This window comes from Erwinia persicina (genome assembly GCF_019844095.1).
Lineage (GTDB): Bacteria > Pseudomonadota > Gammaproteobacteria > Enterobacterales > Enterobacteriaceae > Erwinia > Erwinia persicina.
In genome coordinates, this window is the sequence record NZ_CP082141.1 from 3,277,544 (window position 1) to 3,296,679 (window position 19,136).

A 19,136-nucleotide genomic window follows, 5' to 3' on the forward strand; every position below is an offset into this window, starting at 1 on the left:
CTTTTTTGTTTCTTATTTTCATCAGCAACCTCATCGGCTATCCTGAACCCCCAGTTTGATTTCGGACCCCTTAATGACCACGTTGCTGCTGATAGACGATCATCCGCTGGTGCAGTTAGCGCTGGAAGCCGCCCTACGTCACGCCCCGTTCCCTCTTACGCTGCTGGCCGCGGAAGATCAGCAGACGGCACTGGATGTGCTTAACCGGCAGACGGTTAATGTGGTGATACTTGATATCGGCCTGCCCGACAGCGATGGCCTGCAGTTGCTGAAGCGGATCAAGCGCCTGTACGCTGAACTGCCGGTGGTGATTTACTCCGCTCAGGAAGAGCGCGTATGGCCACGACTGGCGGAGGAAGCCGGCGCATCCGGATATGTGGCAAAGCGTCAACCCGTCAGCCAGCTGCTGTCGGCCGTGCTGGCGGTGATGGGAGGCCAGCGGGCCTTCCCACCGCAGCAGCCCGATGAAACCCCGCATGAGCAGCTCACGGCGAAAGAGGTTCAAATCCTCGCTCTGCTGGCTCGCGGGCAGTCAAACCTGCAAATTGCCGCCCAGCTGAATATCAGCAATAAAACCGTCAGCACGCATAAAAAAAATATTATGGAAAAAACCGGGGCGCAGTCAGTGGTTGAACTGGCCCGACTCTGGCAGTCACAGCAGTGATAGCCCGTCTGCTGTTACTGGTTCTTCTGCTGTGTATGACCAGCGCCAACGCCAGCCTGCGCCCCGTCAGCAGTATTGCCCTGCCGCAGGAGATGATGCCGCTGGATTCCGCCCCGGCCGGATGGGAGAAGCCTCTGCGCATGGGCGTCCTGTGCTGCGGTAACTCGCCGTGGAATATGGTTGTCGGTAACGATCTGTATGGCATTAATGCTGATTATCTGGTGGCGTTGCAGCAGACCACCGGCCTGAGTATGACCGTTGAGCGTTTTGACGACCTGCCCGCGATGTTTCAGGCACTGCAGCAGGGCAAGGTGGATGCGCTGTTTGGCGTGCCGCAGCAGCCCCTCCCGGCAGGCCTGAGCGCCACGCAGCCGTGGTTCAGCAGCCCGCTGCGCATCTACCGCAACCGCAACAATCTTCGTCCGGTGATGTTTAACTCCGCAGAGGCCCGTATCAGCGTCAGCCGTGACACCCTGGCGCGGATCAATCCTGCCTTCGTCCGCCAGCACCACTGGCAGATCACCGACACCGATTTGCAGGCACTGTCTGGGCTGCTGAATCAGCACAGTGATTACGTAGTTGCGGATGAGACCAGCGCCGGTTTTCTGCTCGGGCAGCTCCAGCAGGGTGAAGTGTATCAGTTGGCTTCTGCCCTCGATCCTGGAAAAATTCAGCTGCAAACCGTGACCCGCGACGCCGCGCTGACCCGGCTGCTGGACAAGGCTATCCGGCAGTTGCCCATGGAAGTGATTAATGGTATCCAGGGCCGCTGGAGCAGCGCGCTGCCGCGATACCAGGACAGCAATACTGCACGCCTGACGCCGATGGAGCGCAGCTGGATTGCACAGCATCCCACGGTGACCTACGCCGCCGTCAGTGATGATTATCCCTGGAGCTACCGTAACGCCAGCGGCCAGCCCGCCGGTTACAGCGTCGATTTACTCAACAGTATTGGTCAGATCACCGGTCTGCGCTTTCAACCTTACTGGGTCAGCAATGCCCTGCAGGCCGGCACGCTGGTCAGTCAGGGCCGTGCGCTGATCCAGCTCACGCTGCCTCTGACCGGCAACGATGCCATGCTGAACAACTCACAGCCGGTCTGGCGGGCCCTGTGGGGGGTCTATGTGCGCTCTCCGGTGCAGGGGATCACTCAGTGGAGCGATCTCAGGGGTAAACGCATCGGCGTGAAGCGCGGCGACCTGGCCCTGCGCCTGCTGCCGGCAGACACGGTACCCCAGGTGTTTGACGATACCACCAGCCTGTATGACGCCCTGGCCAGTGGACAGATTGATGCCCTGGCCGACAATGTGCTGTCCGCGCGCTGGCGGATCCAGAGCCGCTATGCCCGTTCGCTACAGCTGGCGTTTACCGCCAGTGATACCGCCTGGCCGGTTGCGATGGGAACGGCTCATAATCAGCCGCTACTGCGCGCCCTGCTGAACAGCAGCCTGCAACAGATCCCGACAGAAAGCTGGCAGCGCCTGCGGGAAAACTGGAGCAGTACCCCGGAAAGTTTTAACGACGGCCATCAGGGTGAGATGCGGCCCATTTCTCTGTTTGTGCTGGTCGCCGCCCTTTTCGCCATCGCTTTTCTGCTTATTCTGCTGTTCCGTCGCTATCTTGAACAACGCCGCGAGCGCCAGCAGCGGAAGCTGCTCGAGCAGGAGCGGGAAGTCGCTCAGCGGGAAAACCGGATGAAGAGCCAGTTTCTTGCCACCGTCAGCCATGAACTGCGCACGCCGATGCAGGCGGTACTCGGGCTACTTGAACTGGAGCTGGCGCAGCAGCCCCAGCGCCATAATCTGTCTCTGATCCACAGCAGCGCCTCCGGGCTACTGACACTGCTGAACGATCTGCAGGATCATGCCCGGGTTGAGAACAACAGCTTCAGCCTGGTGCTGAAGCCTCTTGAGCCGGAAAGCTGGCTGAAACGGCAGGAGGTTTTTTATCATCCTCTGATGCGCCGTAACGGGCCGCAGCTGCGGGTCAGCGCCCTCACGCCCCTGCCCGCATGGGTGCTGATTGACGGTGAACGACTGCAGCAGATCGCCAATAATCTTATCGGCAACGCCATTAAATTCACCTCGCAGGGCGAAATCCATCTCACCCTGGCCAGACAGGAACATCCGCCCGGGCTCTGTCTGCAGGTCAGCGATACCGGCAGCGGTATTCCTGCGGACGAGCAGCAGCGCCTGTTTGAACCCTGGTACCAGACGCCATCCGGCCGGCAGCTTTCGGTACAGGGCAGTGGACTGGGTCTGTCTATCTGCCGGGAAATCGTTACCCGCATGGGCGGCGATATTGCACTGCGTTCGGTTCCCGGGGAAGGCACCTGTGTCAGTGTTACCCTGCCGTGCCAGACCATTAATGCTCCGCAGAAAAGCGCGTCCTCCGACCGGCCAGAAGCGATCCCTGTCAGCCACTTGCGCGCAGCGATTGTTGATGACCACCCCACTAACCTGCTGGTCATGCAGCAGCAGCTGGCGCACTGTGGCATTCAGGCAGAAACCTTTTCTGATGGCCGTACCCTGCTGGAGGCCGCACAGCGCCGTCAGTGGGACCTGCTGTTTATCGACGTCAATATGCCTCACCCGGACGGACTGATGCTGGCGAAAATCCTGCGCCGCCGCGAACGGGGTCAGCCGCACTCTACCCGCATCATCCTGTGCTCCGCCGATGCGCAAATTCAGAGTCACCCTCAGGCACAGCAGATCGCCGATCGTTTACTGCTGAAGCCGGTCTCTCTGAGTGATATCACTACCCTGCTACAGACGGAATCACCTCTCCCCTTTGCCGACCTCTCGCAGCGCCTGCAGCAGCTGGCGCATCACGATGAGCACTATTTACAGCGCCTGTCTGCCACGCTGAGTGAAACACTGAACCGCGACAGCGAGGCAATGCTGCAGGCACTGGCTGCCAAAGAGTGGGTGACGCTTGAAAAAGCCGCCCACCGGATGAAGGGCAGCTGGCTGCTGCTGGGATACAGTGAGGGGGAAGTGTTATGTCAGCAGGTGATCACGGCGGCACAAACTCATCAGGATGCTAAATCTGCGCTAAATTTACTGATATCCTTCAGTAATATGTTACTCACTCAACTGGATTCGTATGGCTCACAACCACGGTGATACCGACACCAACCGTTCGCGGTTACTCGCAGCCTTTGCTGTCACCGCCCTCTTTATGGTGGCTGAGGTCGCTGGCGGGCTGATCTCCGGCTCGCTGGCGCTTTTGGCCGATGCCGGACATATGCTCACCGATGCCGCTGCCCTGTTACTGGCGTTGATGGCCACGCATTTTTCCCGACGCGCGCCCACGGTACAACATTCATTCGGCCTGCTGCGTTTAACCACGCTGGCCGCTTTTGTTAATGCCATTGCGCTGCTGGTCATTACGGCGCTGATTGTCTGGGAGGCGATTAACCGCTTCTGGCAGCCGCAGCCCGTCGCCGGCGGCATGATGCTGGTTATTGCCGTTGGCGGACTGCTGGCCAACCTGCTTTCTCTCTGGCTACTGCGCAGCGGCAGTCAGGAGAAAAACCTGAACGTGCGCGCGGCGGCACTCCACGTGCTGGGCGATCTGCTGGGTTCCGTGGGGGCGATTGTTGCCGCGATAATTATTATGCTGACAGGATGGACACCGGTTGATCCGATTCTGTCCGTTCTGGTGTCAGTACTGGTACTGCGGAGCGGATGGGCGCTGATGAAAGAGAGCGGTCGTGAACTGCTGGAAGGCGCACCCGCGGGCATCGACGTGGTGAAGCTGCAGCGGGCGCTGGTACGCAGCATTCCGGAAGTCAGAAATATCCATCATCTGCATTTATGGCAGGTCGGAGAAAAGCCGGTGATCACCCTGCACGTGCACGTGGTACCGCCCCACGATCATGATGCCCTGCTGCATCGCATCCACCACTACCTGCATGAACACTATGAGATTGAACATGCTACGGTGCAGATGGAGTACCAGTCGTGTCAGTCTGATGACTGCGACCTGCAGTGGATTCAGGGCAGCGGCGGTGCGCATCACTCTCACCACCATTAATGATGTTGGGGCGGCCGGAATAACGGGCCGCCCCAACAGCCTGCGTTCAGATCAGCGCTGGCGGGCGCTTTTCATCCACAGCCACGAGCCGTTCAGGGCAATGAGCGTCAGCAGCGCATATTCCAGCGCCATCGCATAGACCCCCTGCCGGGCAAAAATCATCACGCTGATGACATTGATCACCACCCACAGCAGCCAGTTTTCTACGTATTTTCTGGTCATCAGGATCATCGCCACAATCGACAGCACCATCATGCAGGAATCCCAGAACGGGAACGCGTCGGGCTGCAGCTGCGGCATCACCACGTTCAGGCCCATGCCCTGCATCAGGGAGACAGCGGCCTGGGTCAGGAAGGCAAACACCGGGTCGATATAGCGCGTCATCAGCGCAATGGCCACCACAATCGCAGCGCCCCAGCCAAGCAGTTTCGGCAGCGGCAGCCAGCGTATTTTCAGCGCCTGCTGGTTATCGCTGGTTTGCCGGCTCCAGGCGTACCACCCGTAAATATTGGCGACAAAGAAAAACAGCTGTAACAGCAGGCTGGCGTACAGTTGGATCTGGAAGAAAATCACCGCAAACAGCGTGACGTTAATCAGGCCAAACGCATAGTTAACAATCTTTTCCAGACTGGCCAGCCAGATACACAGTAAACCGGCAAGGGTTCCAATGGCTTCGATCCAGGAAAGATCGTAACCCCCGGCCCCGAGCGGAATATGAACCAGAATATTAGAGGTACTGAAAAAATCCATATTGAGAAATCCTTCAATGAGAAAACTGGAACAGGAGCGGCGGTCAGGCGTTGCCCTTACCCGCGATCTTAATTTTAAGATCCGCTGCAAAGGTTAGCATACGATCCAGCGGGATCAATGCCGCCTGACGCAGCCCCTCATCCACAAAAATTTCATGTTCACGGCCGCCCTGCTCCAGCGCATCGGCCATCGCCTTCAGCCCATTCATCGCCATCCACGGACAGTGGGCACAGCTGCGGCAGGTGGCCCCCTCACCGGCAGTCGGTGCTTCCAGCAGCTCCTTATCCGGGCAGGCCTGCTGCATCTTGTAGAAAATACCGCGATCGGTGGCGACGATCATCTGCTTCTGCGGCAGGGTTTGCGCGGCATGGATCAGCTGGCTGGTTGATCCGACGGCATCGGCCAGATCAACGATGGCCTGAGGCGATTCCGGGTGCACCAGCACCGCCGCCTCCGGATAGAGCCGCTTCATGCGCTGCAGCGCCTGCGTTTTAAACTCGTCATGGACGATACAGGCTGCCTGCCAGCAGATAACGTCCGCACCGGTTTTACCGGTCACGTACTGCCCCAGATGACGGTCCGGTGCCCAGATAATTTTCTCACCCAGGCTGTCCAGGTGCTCAATCAGCTCAACGGCAATACTGGAGGTCACCACCCAGTCGGCACGGGCTTTCACCGCCGCTGAGGTGTTGGCGTACACCACCACGGTACGATCGGGATGGGCATCGCAGAAAGCGCTGAATTCTTCCACCGGGCAGCCGAGATCGAGTGAACACTCTGCCTGTAATGTCGGCATCAGAATCGTTTTTTCCGGACTGAGGATCTTCGCCGTTTCGCCCATAAAGCGGACGCCGGCCACCAGTAGCGTGGAGGCGGGATGCTGGCTGCCAAAGCGCGCCATCTCCAGAGAGTCGGAGACGCAGCCGCCGGTCTCTTCCGCCAGCGCCTGGATCTCGGGGTCGGTATAGTAATGCGCGACCAGAACGGCATTGCGCTCTTTCAGCAGGCGTCGGATTTTCTCGCGATAAAACGCCTGTTCATCAACGGATAATCGGGCCGGTTTAGGCGGAAAAGGATAAACGGCAGCTTCGGGATCGAACATCAGGCTCATAAGGCGACTCTCGTTTCATCAACTTAACCGAATTAGCGCGGAATGCCGATCCGTCGCCAACTCTACGGCTGGTTTGTTTTGTATGCTAAACACGATAGCGGAAAAATGAACCGGTGTCGCCGGGTTTTTACCTTTTGCCGCGGGAGGTGAATCCGCTCAAAAGAGCGGTTCTTCCTGCCACAACTGTCCACCTTCCAGACGCAGCAGGAAAGCTTTGGTTTCCAGGCCTCCAGCGAACCCCGTCAGTTTACCGTTGGCGCCAATCACGCGATGGCAGGGCGCAATAATCGAGACAGGATTACGCCCGTTCGCCGCCCCGACTGCCCGCACTGCTGCCGGGCTGCCAACCTGGCGGGCGATCTCGCTGTAGCTCCGCGTCTCACCAAAGGGAATAGTCACCAGTGCTGCCCAGACCCTGCGCTGAAACTCCGTGCCGATAAAATCGAGCGTCAAATCGAACTGCTGTCGCTCGCCGGTAAAGTATTCGCGCAGCTGCTTTTCGGCTTCCAGCAGCGTCCTGTGGTGAACATCCTCCTGCTGGGGGAGGAAGCGTACACGTTTTGGATCGTCATTTTCCCACATCACCGCCGCCAGGCCGCGCTCTGTCGCAACCAGTTTCAATTCTCCCACCGGGGAGTCGATCATTTTGTACCAGAAAGCCATCTTCCTTCTCCTTTCGTATCAGGGGCACGGTATATTATGCCCAGGGGGCAGCGCATAACTCGCTGTTTTCGGACACCGGCACAGAATAGTTTCATGACCGAAAATGGCGAGTACAGGATGTGTTAAGCGCCTAGTCTGAGGTGAATTCTGTGCAACAGGACATAAAGATGATTGACCCGATCTCTGCTTATCTTGCCCTGACATCCCGGGATGTCCGCTTTGACGGCGTATTCTACGTGGGTGTGACCTCAACCGGTATTTATTGTCGCCCGATTTGCCCGGTCAAAGCCCCCCGGGCGGCGAACTGCCGGTTTTTTGATAGTGCAGAAGCGGCAGAGAAAGCCGCTTTTCGCCCCTGCCTGCGCTGCCGCCCGGAGCTGGCACCCGGCAACGCGCCAGTGGATAACGGGCAACGTATTGCTGAACGCCTGATGCAGCGGATTGATGAAGGACTGATTGAGCAGGTAGAAAGTCTGGACGAGATCGCTGCCCATTTTAATCTCAGCCTGCGCCAGCTCCGCCGCATCGTACAGAAGGAGCTGGGGGTCTCTCCCCTTGAGCTCCGTCAGACCCGGCGTCTGCTGCTGGCCAAACAGTTACTCAGTGAAACTCATCTACCGGTTACTGAAATCGCCTTTGCCAGCGGCTTTTCCAGCCTGCGGCGTTTCAACGCCGCGTTCAGCCAGCAATACCGGATGTCCCCTTCCCGCCTGCGCAAAAGCGGTGATACCCGGTCGGGGGAGGAAAACATCGGGGGCACGTCTGCATTACAATTGAGCTATCGCCCCCCCTACGACTGGGAGGCGATGCTGGCCTTTCTCAGGCGACGTGCGCTGCTGGGCGTGGAACACGTCGATCACCAAAGTTATGCCCGTACGGTGCGTCTGGGAGCGCACAGTGGATGGATCCGGGTCACTCAGCGCAGTGAGAAGAACGTTCTTCAGGTTGAGTTCACGCATTCGCTGAATGCAGTCTTGCCGGTTTTGCTTCGCCGGCTACGTAATCTGTTCGATCTGAGCGCCCGCCCGGACCTGATTACGCAGCACCTCAGCCAGGATCCGCTACTGGCCGCCCGGGTAATGGCCAGCCCGGGGCTAAGGGTTCCCGGTGCTTTTGATGGATTCGAGATGGCCGTGCGCGCGATTCTCGGTCAGCAGATCACCGTTCAGGCGGCTGCCACGCTGGGCGGCCGTTTTACTACTGCACTGGGTGAACCTTTCGCCACGCCGGTGGCAGGGCTCACTCACCTTTCTCCCCTCCCGGCTCGGGTCGCGCAGTGCAGCGTTGATGAGATTGCCCGCCTGGGAATTGTCAGTGCGCGCACCCGCTGCATTCTGGCCCTGGCAGAACACTGCACGCAGGGCACACTGCAGCTGGATGCGGCAAGCCATCCGGATCAGACCATTTCACAGCTTCTGTCTCTGCCGGGGATCGGTGACTGGACGGCGCAATACCTTGCGATGCGCGCACTGCGCTGGCCTGATGCTTTTCCTGCCGGTGATATAGTGGTGCGCAATAACCTGGGGGGGCTGAGTGCCAGGGAGGCTGAGGCTCGTTCTCAGCAATGGCGACCATGGCGCAGTTATGCGGTGATGCATATCTGGAACAGCGGTAAGCTGCTGGGATGATCAAATCTCGTGCGAAACGAGCAGAAAAAAGACTATCCCGCGACGCTGGCTGAATCTCACCGCGGAATGGCAGGGGCTGACCTTATTTGTGGTCAGCCCGGATGCTCTGCATTCGACCCGAACCTGCTGCAGGTTCGAACCCCGCCCGGGTGACAGATAGCAAAAAGGCGCCTTTAGGGCGCCTTTCTACATTGGTGGGTCGTGCAGGATTCGAACCTGCGACCAATTGATTAAAAGTCAACTGCTCTACCAACTGAGCTAACGACCCGATATGGTGGGTGATGACGGGCTCGAACCGCCGACCCCCTCCGTGTAAAGGAGATGCTCTACCAACTGAGCTAATCACCCATATCGAAACTTTAAAGCAAAACGTATTAGTGGTGGGTCGTGCAGGGCTCGAACCTGCGACCAATTGATTAAAAGTCAACTGCTCTACCAACTGAGCTAACGACCCGTAATACGGTAAATCTGAAATTTTTATCGCTGATACGTTGAAGTGGTGGGTCGTGCAGGATTCGAACCTGCGACCAATTGATTAAAAGTCAACTGCTCTACCAACTGAGCTAACGACCCGATATGGTGGGTGATGACGGGCTCGAACCGCCGACCCCCTCCGTGTAAAGGAGATGCTCTACCAACTGAGCTAATCACCCATATCGAAACTTCAAAGCAAAACGTAATAGTGGTGGGTCGTGCAGGGCTCGAACCTGCGACCAATTGATTAAAAGTCAACTGCTCTACCAACTGAGCTAACGACCCACTTTTGTGCTGCTGGCGTCTCTTAACATATCCCCCGGCAACGGCGGCATATATTACTGATTTGAATTCCCAGCGCAACCACTATTTCAGGATAAGTTGTTCAACTGCTTAGGTTTCACGCGGTAAGACCACAATTCAGGCTAAAAGAGGACAAAAGTCGTCAGTTACAGTGCGGCTGAACGCTTCTGAGCCTGTTTTGCGGCTTCACTGTTAGGGTACAGTTTCACCACCTGCTGATAGACCGCTTTGGCTTTCGCTTTATCGCCTTTTTCCTGCATGATCACCCCAACCTTCAACAGCGCATCAGCACTCTTGGGCGATTTGGGATACTTTTTGACAACTGTAGCGAAATAGTAAGCCGCATCGTCTTTTTTGCCTTTGTTGTAATTCAACTGACCGAGCCAGTAATTCGCATTTGGCTGATAAGTTGAATCCGGGTATTTCTTCACAAAAGCCTGAAACGCTGCGATAGCCTGATCGTACTGTTTTTTCTCCAGTACCAGCGCTACAGCGGCATTATAGTCAGTATTCGCATCGCCGCTCTGGGTAGGAGCAGCAGCGGCAGCAGCAGGTGCCGCCGCTGCATTACTGCCATCAGAGGACGTCTCGGCAGCTGCCGCACCGGCACCTGACGCTGCCGCGGCACCGGCGTTTGCACCACCGCTGCTCAGCGCATCAATCTGCTGATAAAGACCTTTCTGACGTTCCACGACCTGATTCAGCTGATAGCTATTTTCCTGAATTTGACCACGAAGTGAGTCAATATCATTTTGCGTTTCGGAAAGTTGCTGCTGAAGCTGCTGAAGGAGTTGCGCCTGAGCATTAGAAATACGCTCAAGGGTAGTGACACGGTCTTCGACCGAGCCGGAGCCAACGTTACTGATTGTTGCCTGGGCATTAGCGGCCCAGGGGGCCGCTACGCCAACCAGTAACGACAGACTCAACAGGTGAGTTCTGAAGCTACTAATCATGTGATTCTCTTAGTAAACCAGTACTGCACGACGGTTTTTAGCATACGCTGACTCGTCATGACCCAGTACGGCTGGTTTTTCTTTACCGTAAGAAACGATAGAGATCTGGTCAGCAGAAACGCCTTTACCCTGCAGGTACATTTTCACTGCTGAAGCACGACGTTCGCCCAGGGCGATGTTGTACTCAGGTGTACCGCGCTCATCCGCATGACCTTCAACAGTCACTTTGTATGATGGGTTGCTACGCAGGAAGTTAGCGTGAGCATCCAGCATCTGAGCAAAGTCAGACGCGATGTCATACTTGTCCAGGCCGAAGTAGACGATGTTGTTTTTCTGCAGTTCCTGCATCTGCAGACGTGCCTGCTCATCAGAAGACATGTTACCGCTGTTCATGCCGCTGTTAGAACCGTCACCCATGCCCATACCGTTGGTCTGGTCATTGTTGTTGTTCTTGTGAGAGCTACATGCAGCCACTGCGATTACTGGCAGTGCCAGCATTAAGCCTTTCAGCACTTTGTTCAGTTGCATTATTTAATTCCTATTATAGTTTGCCATACATATTTACACATGCATCACAGATACGGCGACCAGGCAGGAAATTTGACCTGTCCATCGGTTGCCGGAAGACGCGCTTTGAAACGCCCATCCGTCGAAACCAACTGCAATACGGAACCCATACCCTGTGTAGAGCTGTAGATTACCATTGTGCCGTTAGGTGCGAGACTTGGCGTCTCATCCAGGAACGTGTCCGTTAATTGTTGAACGGCTCCCGTTACCAGATCTTGTCGGGCGACGTGTTGAGCGCCACCGTTGGTGCTGATCATCACCATTGATTTGCCATCAGAGCTCACGTCGGCATCCTGGTTCTGAGAACCTTCCCAGGTAATACGCTGGGCTGTGCCACCGCTGGCGCTGATTTTGTAGATTTGTGGACGTCCCGCCTGGTCAGAGGTATAGGCCAGACTCTGGCTGTCCGGGAACCAGGTCGGTTCAGTACTGTTATAACGACCGTCAGTCACCTGGCTGATCTGGCCAGAAGCGAGGTTCATCACATACAGGTTCAGGCTGCCGGTTTTCGATAAGGCAAACGCCAGCTTGCTGCCATCAGGAGAAAAGGCCGGTGCACCGTTGTGACGTGGGAATGAAGCCACCTGTTTGATTGCACCGTTAGCCAGCGTCTGGATAACCAGAGCAGACTTACCGCTTTCAAACGTCACGTAAGCCACTTTGCTGCCGTCTGGAGACCAGGCCGGTGACATCAATGGCTGTGGTGAACGGTGAACCACGAACTGGTTGTAGCCATCGTAATCTGACACGCGCAGCTCATAAGGGAACTGGCCGCCGTTGGTCTGGACTACATACGCGATACGGGTACGGAATGCACCTTTAATACCGGTCAGTTTTTCAAAGCTTTCATCACTGGCGGTATGCGCTGCATAGCGCAGCCACTGTTTGGTGACTTTAAACTGATTCTGTGCAAGTACCGCCCCCGGATTGCCGGACGTGTCAACGAGCTGGTAAGAAACCATATAGCTACCGTCAGCGCCCGGCTGTACCTGGCCTACGACTACGGCATCAATACCCAGCGCAGTCCATGCAGCAGGCTGCACTTCGGCGACAGAGGTCGGCTGCTGGGGTAAGCGTGAACGATCGATTGGGTTAAATTTACCGCTGTTGCGCAAGTCGGCAGCAACGATGCCACCGATGTCTTCCGGCGCTGCACCCGGGCCATCCCACTTAAACGGCACAACGCCGATTGGACGTGCGGTATTCACACCCTGAGTAATTTCAATGCGGACTTCTGCATGCGCTACCGCGACAAACAGCATTAAAAAACTCAGCGCTACACGAAATGCCTGCTTCATTCTTTCTCCCTTATCCGGGCATAGCACCCACGATAATTAGCCTTGTATCAAGAAACCTAAGAGTACGGCATGAATAACATAGTTCAACATGCCGCTTATTATCGAATTCTTACAGTTTAAACCCGACTGTCGCTTCTTTCACAGCCTGCCAGACCTCCGGGCTTGGCGGTTTCGGGATCTTCGCCGTACGTGCAGCAGTTAATGCAGCCTGACAAAGCGCAGCATCGCCGCCCGCCGGTATCGCTGAAGTCAGAAACCCGTCCGGTGCCAGTTTAATACGGATATCACAGGTCTGTCCGGCGTACGTATCCGCATTATACAGTTTACTCTCAATCGCGCCTTTTACCTGGCCAAGATAGCTGTCAATTGCCGCGCCAGATGCGCCTGACTTCTTCTGCGTCCCCTGCCCTGCGGCACCGCCACCACCGGCAGCATTACCGGATTTCGGCGCATTTTTACCGGAGGTCAGATCGCCCAACAGATCGCCAACATCACCCGACTCTTTTGCGGCTTCTGCAGCTGCTTTCTTCTTCGCTGCGGCATCGGCTTTCGCTTTTGCCGCTGCTTCGGCTTTGGCTTTCGCTGCCGCTTCCGCTTTTTCTTTCGCTGCGGCTGCGGCTTTCTCTTTGGCTTCTTCTGCCGCTTTTTCTTTCGCTTCCGCCGCTGCCTGCGCTTTCGCTTCCTGAGCCGCTTTCGCATCGGCAGTGGCTTTGGCTTTCGCCTCGGCCGCTGCTTTCACTTTTGCGGCTTCAGCTGCGGCTTTTTTCGCTTCGGCTTCAGCTTCTTTCTTTGCGTCAGCAGCGGCTTTTTTCGCCTCTTCTGCCGCTTTTTTCTGGGCGTCAGCGGCGGACTTCGCCTGAGCATCCGCCTGAGCTTTTGCATCGGCTTTGGCTTTTGCTGCCGCAGCTTCCGCCTGCTTCTGTTCCTGCTGCGCCTGCTTCGCCGCATCCGCAGCCTGTTTCTGTTCGCTGGCCTGTTCCGCAGCCTGCTGTTTGGCCTCTTCCTGTGCCTGCAGACGCTCTTTCTCGATCTGCTTCAGTCGTTGCTGCTCCGCCGCCTGCTTCTGCTGCAGTTCTTCCGCCTGCTGTTTAGCCTGCTTCTGACGCTGCTGCTCAGCGCGTTTACTGTCGCTCTGCTGATTTTGCTGACGATTGTACTGTTCCACAACCGCGCCTGGATCGACCATGACGGCATCGATATCGCTACCGCCACCGCCGCCACTGGCATCGATGTTTTCGTCAAACGAGCTCCATATCAGCACCGCCACCAGAATGATGTGGAAAATAACGGATAGGGTTATTGCTCGTTTTAACTTTTCGTCTTGCTCGGTTGCCTTCGACACTCTCGGTTCCCAAAAACGGTTCGAATGAATTAAATCGGCTGCGTCATTAGCCCGACAGACTTCACGCCTGCCTGATGCAGCAAGTTCAGCGCCTTGATGATTTCCTCGTAAGGAACCTCTTTGGCTCCGCCAATCAGGAACACCGTTTTCGGGTTAGCCGTAATGCGCCGCTGCGCTTCGGCCACCACCTGTTCCGCTGGCAGCTGTTCCATCCGATCGTGATCGACCACCAGGCTGTACTGCCCGACACCGGCCACTTCAACAATCACAGGTGGATTATCATCGCTGGAGACGGTTTTAGAATCTGTAGCGTCCGGGAGATCAACTTCCACGCTCTGAGTGATGATGGGCGCCGTTGCCATGAAAATCAGCAGCAGCACCAGCAGCACGTCCAGTAATGGAACAATATTGATCTCGGACTTCACGTCGCGGCGACCGCGACCACGCCTTCTGGCCATGCTAACCTCCGACTTACTTGCTTACGTCGCTTGAGAACGCCTGACGATGCAGGATAGCCGTGAACTCTTCCATGAAGTTGTCGTAGTTCTGCTCCAGCTTGTTCACGCGCTGGGTCAGGCGGTTATAGGCCATAACCGCAGGGATTGCCGCGAACAGACCGATAGCGGTCGCAATCAGTGCTTCAGCAATACCTGGCGCCACCATCTGCAGGGTGGCCTGCTTCACCGCGCCAAGCGCGATAAAGGCATGCATGATCCCCCACACTGTACCAAACAGGCCAATATAAGGACTGATTGAACCGACAGTGCCAAGGAAAGGAATATGGTTTTCCAGCGCTTCCAGCTCACGATTCATGGAAATGCGCATCGCACGGGTTGCGCCCTCCACCACCGCTTCCGGGGCATGGTTGTTCGCACGATGCAGGCGGGCAAACTCTTTAAACCCGGCATAAAAAATCTGCTCTGAACCGCCCAGTTCATCGCGACGAGCCTGGCTTTCCTGATAGAGACGAGACAGTTCGATACCGGACCAAAACTTATCTTCAAAGGCATCTGCATCTCGCGTGGCCGCATTCAAAATACGGGTTCGCTGAATAATCACAGCCCACGAGGCGATAGAAAACCCGATCAAAATCAACATGATAAGTTTGACCAGAAGGCTCGCCTTCAGGAACAAATCAAGAATGTTCATGTCAGTCACTGCTTGAACTCCGCGACAATAGACTTGGGAAGCGCTATCGGCTTCATTAGATGTGGATTGATGCAGGCGATCAGGACCTCTGCTTCATTGAGCACACGGCCTTCTGCATTAACGATGCGTTGTGCGAATGTCATGGTCGTTCTGGTCATACGAATAACCTCGCATTGCACTTCGAGCATATCGTCGAGGCGTGCAGCTGCAAGGTAATCAACCGTGATACGGCGCACAACAAAGGCAACCTGCTGTTCCAGCAGAACCTGTTGATTGAAATGGCGCTCACGCAGCATTTCAGTTCGTGCCCGCTCATAAAAAGCGACATAGCTGGCATGGTAAACCACACCACCGGCATCCGTATCTTCGTAATAGACACGCACCGGCCATCGAAACAGCGTTGTACTCACTCTACATCCCGGTAATGCTAACGTTGGTACAGGAAAACGTTGCTACTATACGCAAGACCTAACACATTGGGAATGGGTTGCCACAGGCTGATGAAAATAATTATTGCACCGTAACAACTTCACTAATTTCAGCACATTTGTTAGACAACGATTGACGTAAATGCAGCTAAATAAAGGTTTGAAGACACTAACAGTGTGGAAGGAAACACGAGAAAACAGCGGACCAGGACGACCCGGCCCGCTGCATTATGACAGGAAGAAAAACCCGACCCCACTCAGGAGGAGCAGCATTGCCGGAAGGGGGGAGAAAAAGCCGCGCCAGCGTAAGCGGCGCGGGCGGAACCCAACACCGTGGATCACGCCGGTACACACCGCCCACATCAGCAGCAACCCCTGCCAGATAGCAAGCTCACTGCTGTTGGCTGCAAAGCGCGATGGGTTCCAGAACATACATCCCGCCAGCACCAACGCGGCTACCAGGGAAAGCACCCGTAACGGGCGCTTATCCATCAGCTGATAAAGACGAGCGATGCCCTCCCCCATTACAGTTTCTCTTTACTCGCGGCAGACGCTTCCGCTTGCTCTAAGGCCAGCGCGGTAATGATACCGAAGGCACAGGCCAGCAGCGTGCCGAGGATCCAGGCAAAATACCACATGATATCGCTCCTTCTTTAGTAAAGAGAATGGCTGTTACTTTCAATCTGTTCTTTGGTCAGCCGACCGAACATTTTGTAATAACACCAGGTTGTATAAGCCAGAATGATCGGCACAAAAATGGCGGCCACTACGGTCATGACTTTCAGTGTCAGCACCGTTGAGGTGGCATCCCACATGGTCAGACTAACATTAGGGACCGTGCTTGATGGCATCACAAATGGGAACATGGCAATACCCGCCGTCAGGATGACACAGGCCAGGGTCAGTGATGAGAACACAAACGCCCAGGCCCCTTTCTCAATCCGTGAAAAGAGAATAGTCAGTAGCGGAAGCACTACACCCAGGGCCGGGATAGCCCAAAGAACCGGGGCGTTATTAAAGTTAAGCATCCAGGCACCCGCCTGACGACTCACTTCTTTTACCAGTGGGTTAGATGCCCCGTTATGATCCAGTGCAGATGTCACGACATAGCCATCAATACCATAAACGATCCAGACGCCGGCTAGCGCGAAACACACCATCATGACCGCAGCAGAGATCTGTGCCGCTTTGCGGGTGCGCAAATGCAGTTCTCCCACGGTACGCATCTGTAAATAGGTGGCCCCCTGGGTAAGGATCATTGTCAGACTGACCACCCCAGCCAGCAGGCCGAAGGGATTAAGTAGCTGGAAGAAATTACCGGTGTAGAACAGCCGCAAATCATTATCGATATGGAACGGCACACCTTGTAACAGGTTACCAAAGGCGACACCAATCACTAACGGCGGTACAAAACTCCCAATAAAGATCCCCCAGTCCCACATGCCACGCCAGCGCATATCTTCGATCTTGGAACGGTAGTCAAAACCGACCGGACGGAAGAACAGGGAGGCAAGTACCAGAATCATCGCCACATAAAAGCCGGAAAATGCCGCTGCGTAGACCATCGGCCAGGCCGCAAACAGCGCCCCCCCTGCGGTGATCAGCCAAACCTGGTTGCCGTCCCAGTGCGGAGCAATACTGTTTATCATAATACGGCGTTCGGTATCAGAACGGCCAAGAATGCGGGTTAGCATTCCTACGCCCATATCGAAACCGTCAGCGACCGCAAAACCGATCAGCAAAATGCCAATCAGCAGCCACCAGATAAAACGCAATTCTTCATAAGTTAACATTTATGGACTCCTGTCTTAACGTGCAGGCTGCGAGGCAATGCTGGACTGTTCATAGTGATAGCGTCCGGTCTTGAGACTGCTTGGGCCAAGGCGGGCAAATTTGAACATCAGATACATTTCAGCCACCAGGAACAGCGTATACAGGCCACAAATCAGCCCCATTGAGAACAGCAGATCGCCAACGGTCAGGGAGGAGTTTGCCACTGCAGTAGGCAACACTTCACCAATGGCCCAGGGCTGACGGCCGTATTCAGCGACAAACCAACCTGATTCAATCGCAATCCATGGCAGCGGAATGCCATAGAGAGCACATCTCAGCAGAAGTGGCCATTTGCCAATGCGGTTACGGATCACCGTCCAGAATGACAGACCAATGATCAACAACATCAGCACACCGCAGGCGACCATAATGCGGAAGGAGAAATAGAGCGGAGCCACGCTTGGGATCGAATCTTTCGTTGCCTGCTGGATTTGCGCTTCGCTGGCATCGGCCACATTCGGTGTGTAGCGTTTCAACAGTAAACCGTAGCCAAGATCTTGTTTAGCTTCATTGAATGCAGTACGGACTGCAGGATCCTTGTTACCAGTACGCAACTCCTGCAGCAGCTCATACGCTTTCATCCCATTACGAATGCGTACTTCATGCTGCTCCATCAGCTCTTTCAGGCCCGTGACCTGCTTGTCGACTGAACGGGTGGCGATCAGGCCAAGCGCCCACGGGATCTGGATAGCATAATGGTTTTTCTGTGCTTCCTGATCCGGGATACCAAACAACGTAAAGGCGGCGGGCGCTGGTTGGGTTTCCCACTCGGCTTCAATCGCGGCCAGTTTCGTTTTCTGCACGTCACCAATTTCGTAACCGGACTCATCACCCAGTACAATCACGGAGAGGATCGCTGCCATACCAAAGCTGGCTGCAATCGCGAAGGAACGCTTAGCAAAGGCGACGTCACGTCCGCGCAGCAGATAATAAGCACTGATCCCCAGAATGAACATGGCACCACAGGTATACCCTGCCGCGACGGTATGCACGAACTTCACCTGAGCGACCGGGTTCAGAACCAACTCGGAGAAGCTGACCATCTCCATGCGCATGGTTTCAAAATTAAACTCGGAGGCAACCGGATTTTGCATCCAGCCGTTGGCGACCAGAATCCACAGTGCGGAGAGGTTGGAACCCAGCGCCACCAGCCAGGTCACGGCCATGTGCTGCACTTTGCCAAGGCGATCCCAGCCAAAGAAGAACAGACCGACGAAGGTTGACTCCAGGAAGAACGCCATTAACCCTTCAATGGCCAGTGGGGCACCGAAGATATCCCCCACATAGTGCGAATAGTAAGACCAGTTTGTGCCGAACTGAAACTCCATAGTCAGCCCGGTGGCCACGCCCAGAGCGAAGTTAATACCAAATAACTTGCCCCAAAACTTGGTCATATCTTTATAGATTTGTTTACCTGACAGTACGTAAACCGTTTCCATAATAGCCAGTAAAAACGCCATACCCAGCGTTAATGGCACAAACAGGAAATGGTACATAGCAGTCAAAGCAAACTGTAATCGCGACAGTTCGACAATATCAAACATTTTGACTCCTTGCTCCGCAAGTGGGTTCCGACAGAAGAATACCCGAGTTAAATACTCAGAATTACCTGGAGACATCCCAATAAATAATAAAAGCTTAACCCCGAAAAGTGGTTCCTGAGATACAGAAAAGCACCCCATCCCTGTGACAAAAATGGCCCGTGACAGGTATGGAAGATTCAGAACGACCTCCTGACTCTCATAATACGCCTTTATACACACAGGTTTAAAGGGGTTTTGTGACGTCAGTATTATTTTTAGCAGGGAGTATCAATTTTCAATCTAACAGGGACTTTACCTGAATTTGATGTGGCGCAATTTAAACTAAAAAAGCAAAAATACGCCAGTAATATACCCAATAAATAACTCTGCTTTTCTTGATCTAAATTAATAT

The 19,136-nt window shown here is 55.2% G+C and carries 18 protein-coding genes and 6 tRNA genes; 4 read left to right on the forward strand and 20 right to left on the reverse strand.

Annotation, left to right across the window (positions count from 1 at the left end; genetic code table 11):
• Nucleotides 1-73: 73 nt before the first annotated feature.
• From K6L24_RS15010 to zitB, 3 genes are read left to right on the forward strand one after another with little or no spacing between them, the layout of a single operon-like run.
• Entirely contained in the window at nucleotides 74-664 is a 591-nt protein-coding gene (locus K6L24_RS15010) for a response regulator transcription factor (RefSeq protein WP_062749361.1), read from the forward strand.
• A complete protein-coding gene (locus K6L24_RS15015; protein ID WP_342393959.1) occupies nucleotides 661-3,789 on the forward strand; it encodes an ATP-binding protein in 3,129 nt (1,042 codons plus the stop codon). The genes K6L24_RS15010 and K6L24_RS15015 overlap by 4 nt, the downstream gene beginning before the upstream one ends.
• Nucleotides 3,770-4,702 carry a CDF family zinc transporter ZitB gene (gene zitB, locus K6L24_RS15020; protein WP_062749363.1) on the forward strand — a complete coding sequence of 311 codons (933 nt, stop codon included), beginning with the start codon at nucleotides 3,770-3,772 and terminating at the stop codon, nucleotides 4,700-4,702. Before K6L24_RS15015 ends, zitB begins: the two co-directional genes overlap by 20 nt.
• Nucleotides 4,703-4,753: 51 nt before the next feature.
• Here zitB and pnuC read toward each other — a convergent pair whose 3' ends face one another.
• The 3 genes from pnuC to K6L24_RS15035 all read right to left on the reverse strand — a co-directional run bounded on the left by pnuC (nucleotide 4,754) and on the right by K6L24_RS15035 (nucleotide 7,226).
• On the reverse strand, nucleotides 4,754-5,452 hold the full coding sequence (gene pnuC / locus K6L24_RS15025; protein WP_062749365.1) for a nicotinamide riboside transporter PnuC: 699 nt from the start codon (nucleotides 5,450-5,452) through the stop codon (nucleotides 4,754-4,756).
• Nucleotides 5,453-5,495: 43 nt separating this feature from the next.
• The gene (gene nadA, locus K6L24_RS15030; RefSeq protein WP_118664447.1) at nucleotides 5,496-6,563 is read right to left on the reverse strand and encodes a quinolinate synthase NadA; all 1,068 of its coding nucleotides are present in this window, start codon (nucleotides 6,561-6,563) and stop codon (nucleotides 5,496-5,498) included.
• Nucleotides 6,564-6,719: 156 nt separating this feature from the next.
• Nucleotides 6,720-7,226, reverse strand: coding sequence for a methylated-DNA--[protein]-cysteine S-methyltransferase (locus tag K6L24_RS15035; protein WP_062749370.1), 507 nt, complete (start codon nucleotides 7,224-7,226; stop codon nucleotides 6,720-6,722).
• Nucleotides 7,227-7,393: 167 nt separating this feature from the next.
• Here K6L24_RS15035 and K6L24_RS15040 point away from each other — a divergent pair, with 167 nt between their 5' ends.
• Complete coding sequence (locus K6L24_RS15040; protein ID WP_062749372.1) at nucleotides 7,394-8,854, forward strand: AlkA N-terminal domain-containing protein; 1,461 nt, start codon at nucleotides 7,394-7,396, stop codon at nucleotides 8,852-8,854.
• A gap of 192 nt (nucleotides 8,855-9,046) precedes the next feature.
• Here K6L24_RS15040 and K6L24_RS15045 read toward each other — a convergent pair.
• The 17 genes from K6L24_RS15045 to cydA all read right to left on the reverse strand — a co-directional run bounded on the left by K6L24_RS15045 (nucleotide 9,047) and on the right by cydA (nucleotide 18,745).
• A tRNA-Lys gene (locus tag K6L24_RS15045) sits at nucleotides 9,047-9,122 on the reverse strand.
• Between the two features lie 4 nt (nucleotides 9,123-9,126).
• Nucleotides 9,127-9,202 (reverse strand) — tRNA-Val (locus K6L24_RS15050).
• A 30-nt stretch (nucleotides 9,203-9,232) separates the two neighbouring features.
• Nucleotides 9,233-9,308: transfer RNA gene (locus tag K6L24_RS15055), tRNA-Lys, on the reverse strand.
• A 43-nt stretch (nucleotides 9,309-9,351) separates the two neighbouring features.
• Nucleotides 9,352-9,427 (reverse strand) — tRNA-Lys (locus K6L24_RS15060).
• 4 nt (nucleotides 9,428-9,431) lie between these two features.
• Nucleotides 9,432-9,507, reverse strand: a tRNA-Val gene (locus tag K6L24_RS15065).
• 30 nt (nucleotides 9,508-9,537) lie between these two features.
• Nucleotides 9,538-9,613 (reverse strand) — tRNA-Lys (locus K6L24_RS15070).
• 164 nt (nucleotides 9,614-9,777) lie between these two features.
• Nucleotides 9,778-10,584, reverse strand: a complete 807-nt coding sequence (gene cpoB, locus K6L24_RS15075) for a cell division protein CpoB (RefSeq protein ID WP_062748487.1) — start codon at nucleotides 10,582-10,584, stop codon at nucleotides 9,778-9,780.
• Nucleotides 10,585-10,593: 9 nt separating this feature from the next.
• Nucleotides 10,594-11,112 carry a peptidoglycan-associated lipoprotein Pal gene (gene pal, locus K6L24_RS15080; RefSeq protein WP_062748485.1) on the reverse strand — a complete coding sequence of 173 codons (519 nt, stop codon included), beginning with the start codon at nucleotides 11,110-11,112 and terminating at the stop codon, nucleotides 10,594-10,596.
• A 44-nt stretch (nucleotides 11,113-11,156) separates the two neighbouring features.
• Nucleotides 11,157-12,449, reverse strand: a complete 1,293-nt coding sequence (gene tolB / locus K6L24_RS15085; RefSeq protein WP_062748483.1) for a Tol-Pal system beta propeller repeat protein TolB — start codon at nucleotides 12,447-12,449, stop codon at nucleotides 11,157-11,159.
• 109 nt (nucleotides 12,450-12,558) lie between these two features.
• Entirely contained in the window at nucleotides 12,559-13,791 is a 1,233-nt protein-coding gene (gene tolA / locus K6L24_RS15090; protein WP_191927225.1) for a cell envelope integrity protein TolA, read from the reverse strand.
• A gap of 29 nt (nucleotides 13,792-13,820) precedes the next feature.
• Nucleotides 13,821-14,249, reverse strand: a complete 429-nt coding sequence (gene tolR, locus K6L24_RS15095; protein WP_062748479.1) for a colicin uptake protein TolR — start codon at nucleotides 14,247-14,249, stop codon at nucleotides 13,821-13,823.
• Nucleotides 14,250-14,262: 13 nt separating this feature from the next.
• Nucleotides 14,263-14,940 carry a Tol-Pal system protein TolQ gene (tolQ, locus tag K6L24_RS15100; RefSeq protein WP_171148735.1) on the reverse strand — a complete coding sequence of 226 codons (678 nt, stop codon included), beginning with the start codon at nucleotides 14,938-14,940 and terminating at the stop codon, nucleotides 14,263-14,265.
• 5 nt (nucleotides 14,941-14,945) lie between these two features.
• Nucleotides 14,946-15,350, reverse strand: coding sequence for a tol-pal system-associated acyl-CoA thioesterase (gene ybgC / locus K6L24_RS15105; RefSeq protein ID WP_062748475.1), 405 nt, complete (start codon nucleotides 15,348-15,350; stop codon nucleotides 14,946-14,948).
• 246 nt (nucleotides 15,351-15,596) lie between these two features.
• Nucleotides 15,597-15,893, reverse strand: coding sequence for a cyd operon protein YbgE (gene ybgE, locus K6L24_RS15110; RefSeq protein ID WP_062748472.1), 297 nt, complete (start codon nucleotides 15,891-15,893; stop codon nucleotides 15,597-15,599).
• On the reverse strand, nucleotides 15,893-16,006 hold the full coding sequence (cydX, locus tag K6L24_RS15115; RefSeq protein WP_062748470.1) for a cytochrome bd-I oxidase subunit CydX: 114 nt from the start codon (nucleotides 16,004-16,006) through the stop codon (nucleotides 15,893-15,895). The genes ybgE and cydX overlap by 1 nt, the downstream gene beginning before the upstream one ends.
• 15 nt (nucleotides 16,007-16,021) lie before the next feature.
• Complete coding sequence (gene cydB / locus K6L24_RS15120; RefSeq protein ID WP_062748468.1) at nucleotides 16,022-17,161, reverse strand: cytochrome d ubiquinol oxidase subunit II; 1,140 nt, start codon at nucleotides 17,159-17,161, stop codon at nucleotides 16,022-16,024.
• 15 nt (nucleotides 17,162-17,176) lie between these two features.
• Entirely contained in the window at nucleotides 17,177-18,745 is a 1,569-nt protein-coding gene (gene cydA, locus K6L24_RS15125) for a cytochrome ubiquinol oxidase subunit I (RefSeq protein WP_062748466.1), read from the reverse strand.
• Nucleotides 18,746-19,136: the final 391 nt, after the last annotated feature.

Bases quoted from the DNA above. Each gene is read 5' to 3' on its own strand.
- cydX (WP_062748470.1), bottom strand. From the start codon at position 16,006: ATGTGGTATTTTGCCTGGATCCTCGGCACGCTGCTGGCCTGTGCCTTC.
- zitB (WP_062749363.1), top strand. From the start codon at position 3,770: ATGGCTCACAACCACGGTGATACCGACACCAACCGTTCGCGGTTACTC.
- cydB (WP_062748468.1), bottom strand. From the start codon at position 17,161: ATGTTAACTTATGAAGAATTGCGTTTTATCTGGTGGCTGCTGATTGGC.
- ybgE (WP_062748472.1), bottom strand. From the start codon at position 15,893: ATGGGGGAGGGCATCGCTCGTCTTTATCAGCTGATGGATAAGCGCCCG.
- K6L24_RS15040 (WP_062749372.1), top strand. From the start codon at position 7,394: ATGATTGACCCGATCTCTGCTTATCTTGCCCTGACATCCCGGGATGTC.
- tolR (WP_062748479.1), bottom strand. From the start codon at position 14,249: ATGGCCAGAAGGCGTGGTCGCGGTCGCCGCGACGTGAAGTCCGAGATC.
- tolB (WP_062748483.1), bottom strand. From the start codon at position 12,449: ATGAAGCAGGCATTTCGTGTAGCGCTGAGTTTTTTAATGCTGTTTGTC.
- cpoB (WP_062748487.1), bottom strand. From the start codon at position 10,584: ATGATTAGTAGCTTCAGAACTCACCTGTTGAGTCTGTCGTTACTGGTT.
- cydA (WP_062748466.1), bottom strand. From the start codon at position 18,745: ATGTTTGATATTGTCGAACTGTCGCGATTACAGTTTGCTTTGACTGCT.
- pnuC (WP_062749365.1), bottom strand. From the start codon at position 5,452: ATGGATTTTTTCAGTACCTCTAATATTCTGGTTCATATTCCGCTCGGG.
- nadA (WP_118664447.1), bottom strand. From the start codon at position 6,563: ATGAGCCTGATGTTCGATCCCGAAGCTGCCGTTTATCCTTTTCCGCCT.
- K6L24_RS15035 (WP_062749370.1), bottom strand. From the start codon at position 7,226: ATGGCTTTCTGGTACAAAATGATCGACTCCCCGGTGGGAGAATTGAAA.
- tolQ (WP_171148735.1), bottom strand. From the start codon at position 14,940: ATGAACATTCTTGATTTGTTCCTGAAGGCGAGCCTTCTGGTCAAACTT.
- pal (WP_062748485.1), bottom strand. From the start codon at position 11,112: ATGCAACTGAACAAAGTGCTGAAAGGCTTAATGCTGGCACTGCCAGTA.
- K6L24_RS15010 (WP_062749361.1), top strand. From the start codon at position 74: ATGACCACGTTGCTGCTGATAGACGATCATCCGCTGGTGCAGTTAGCG.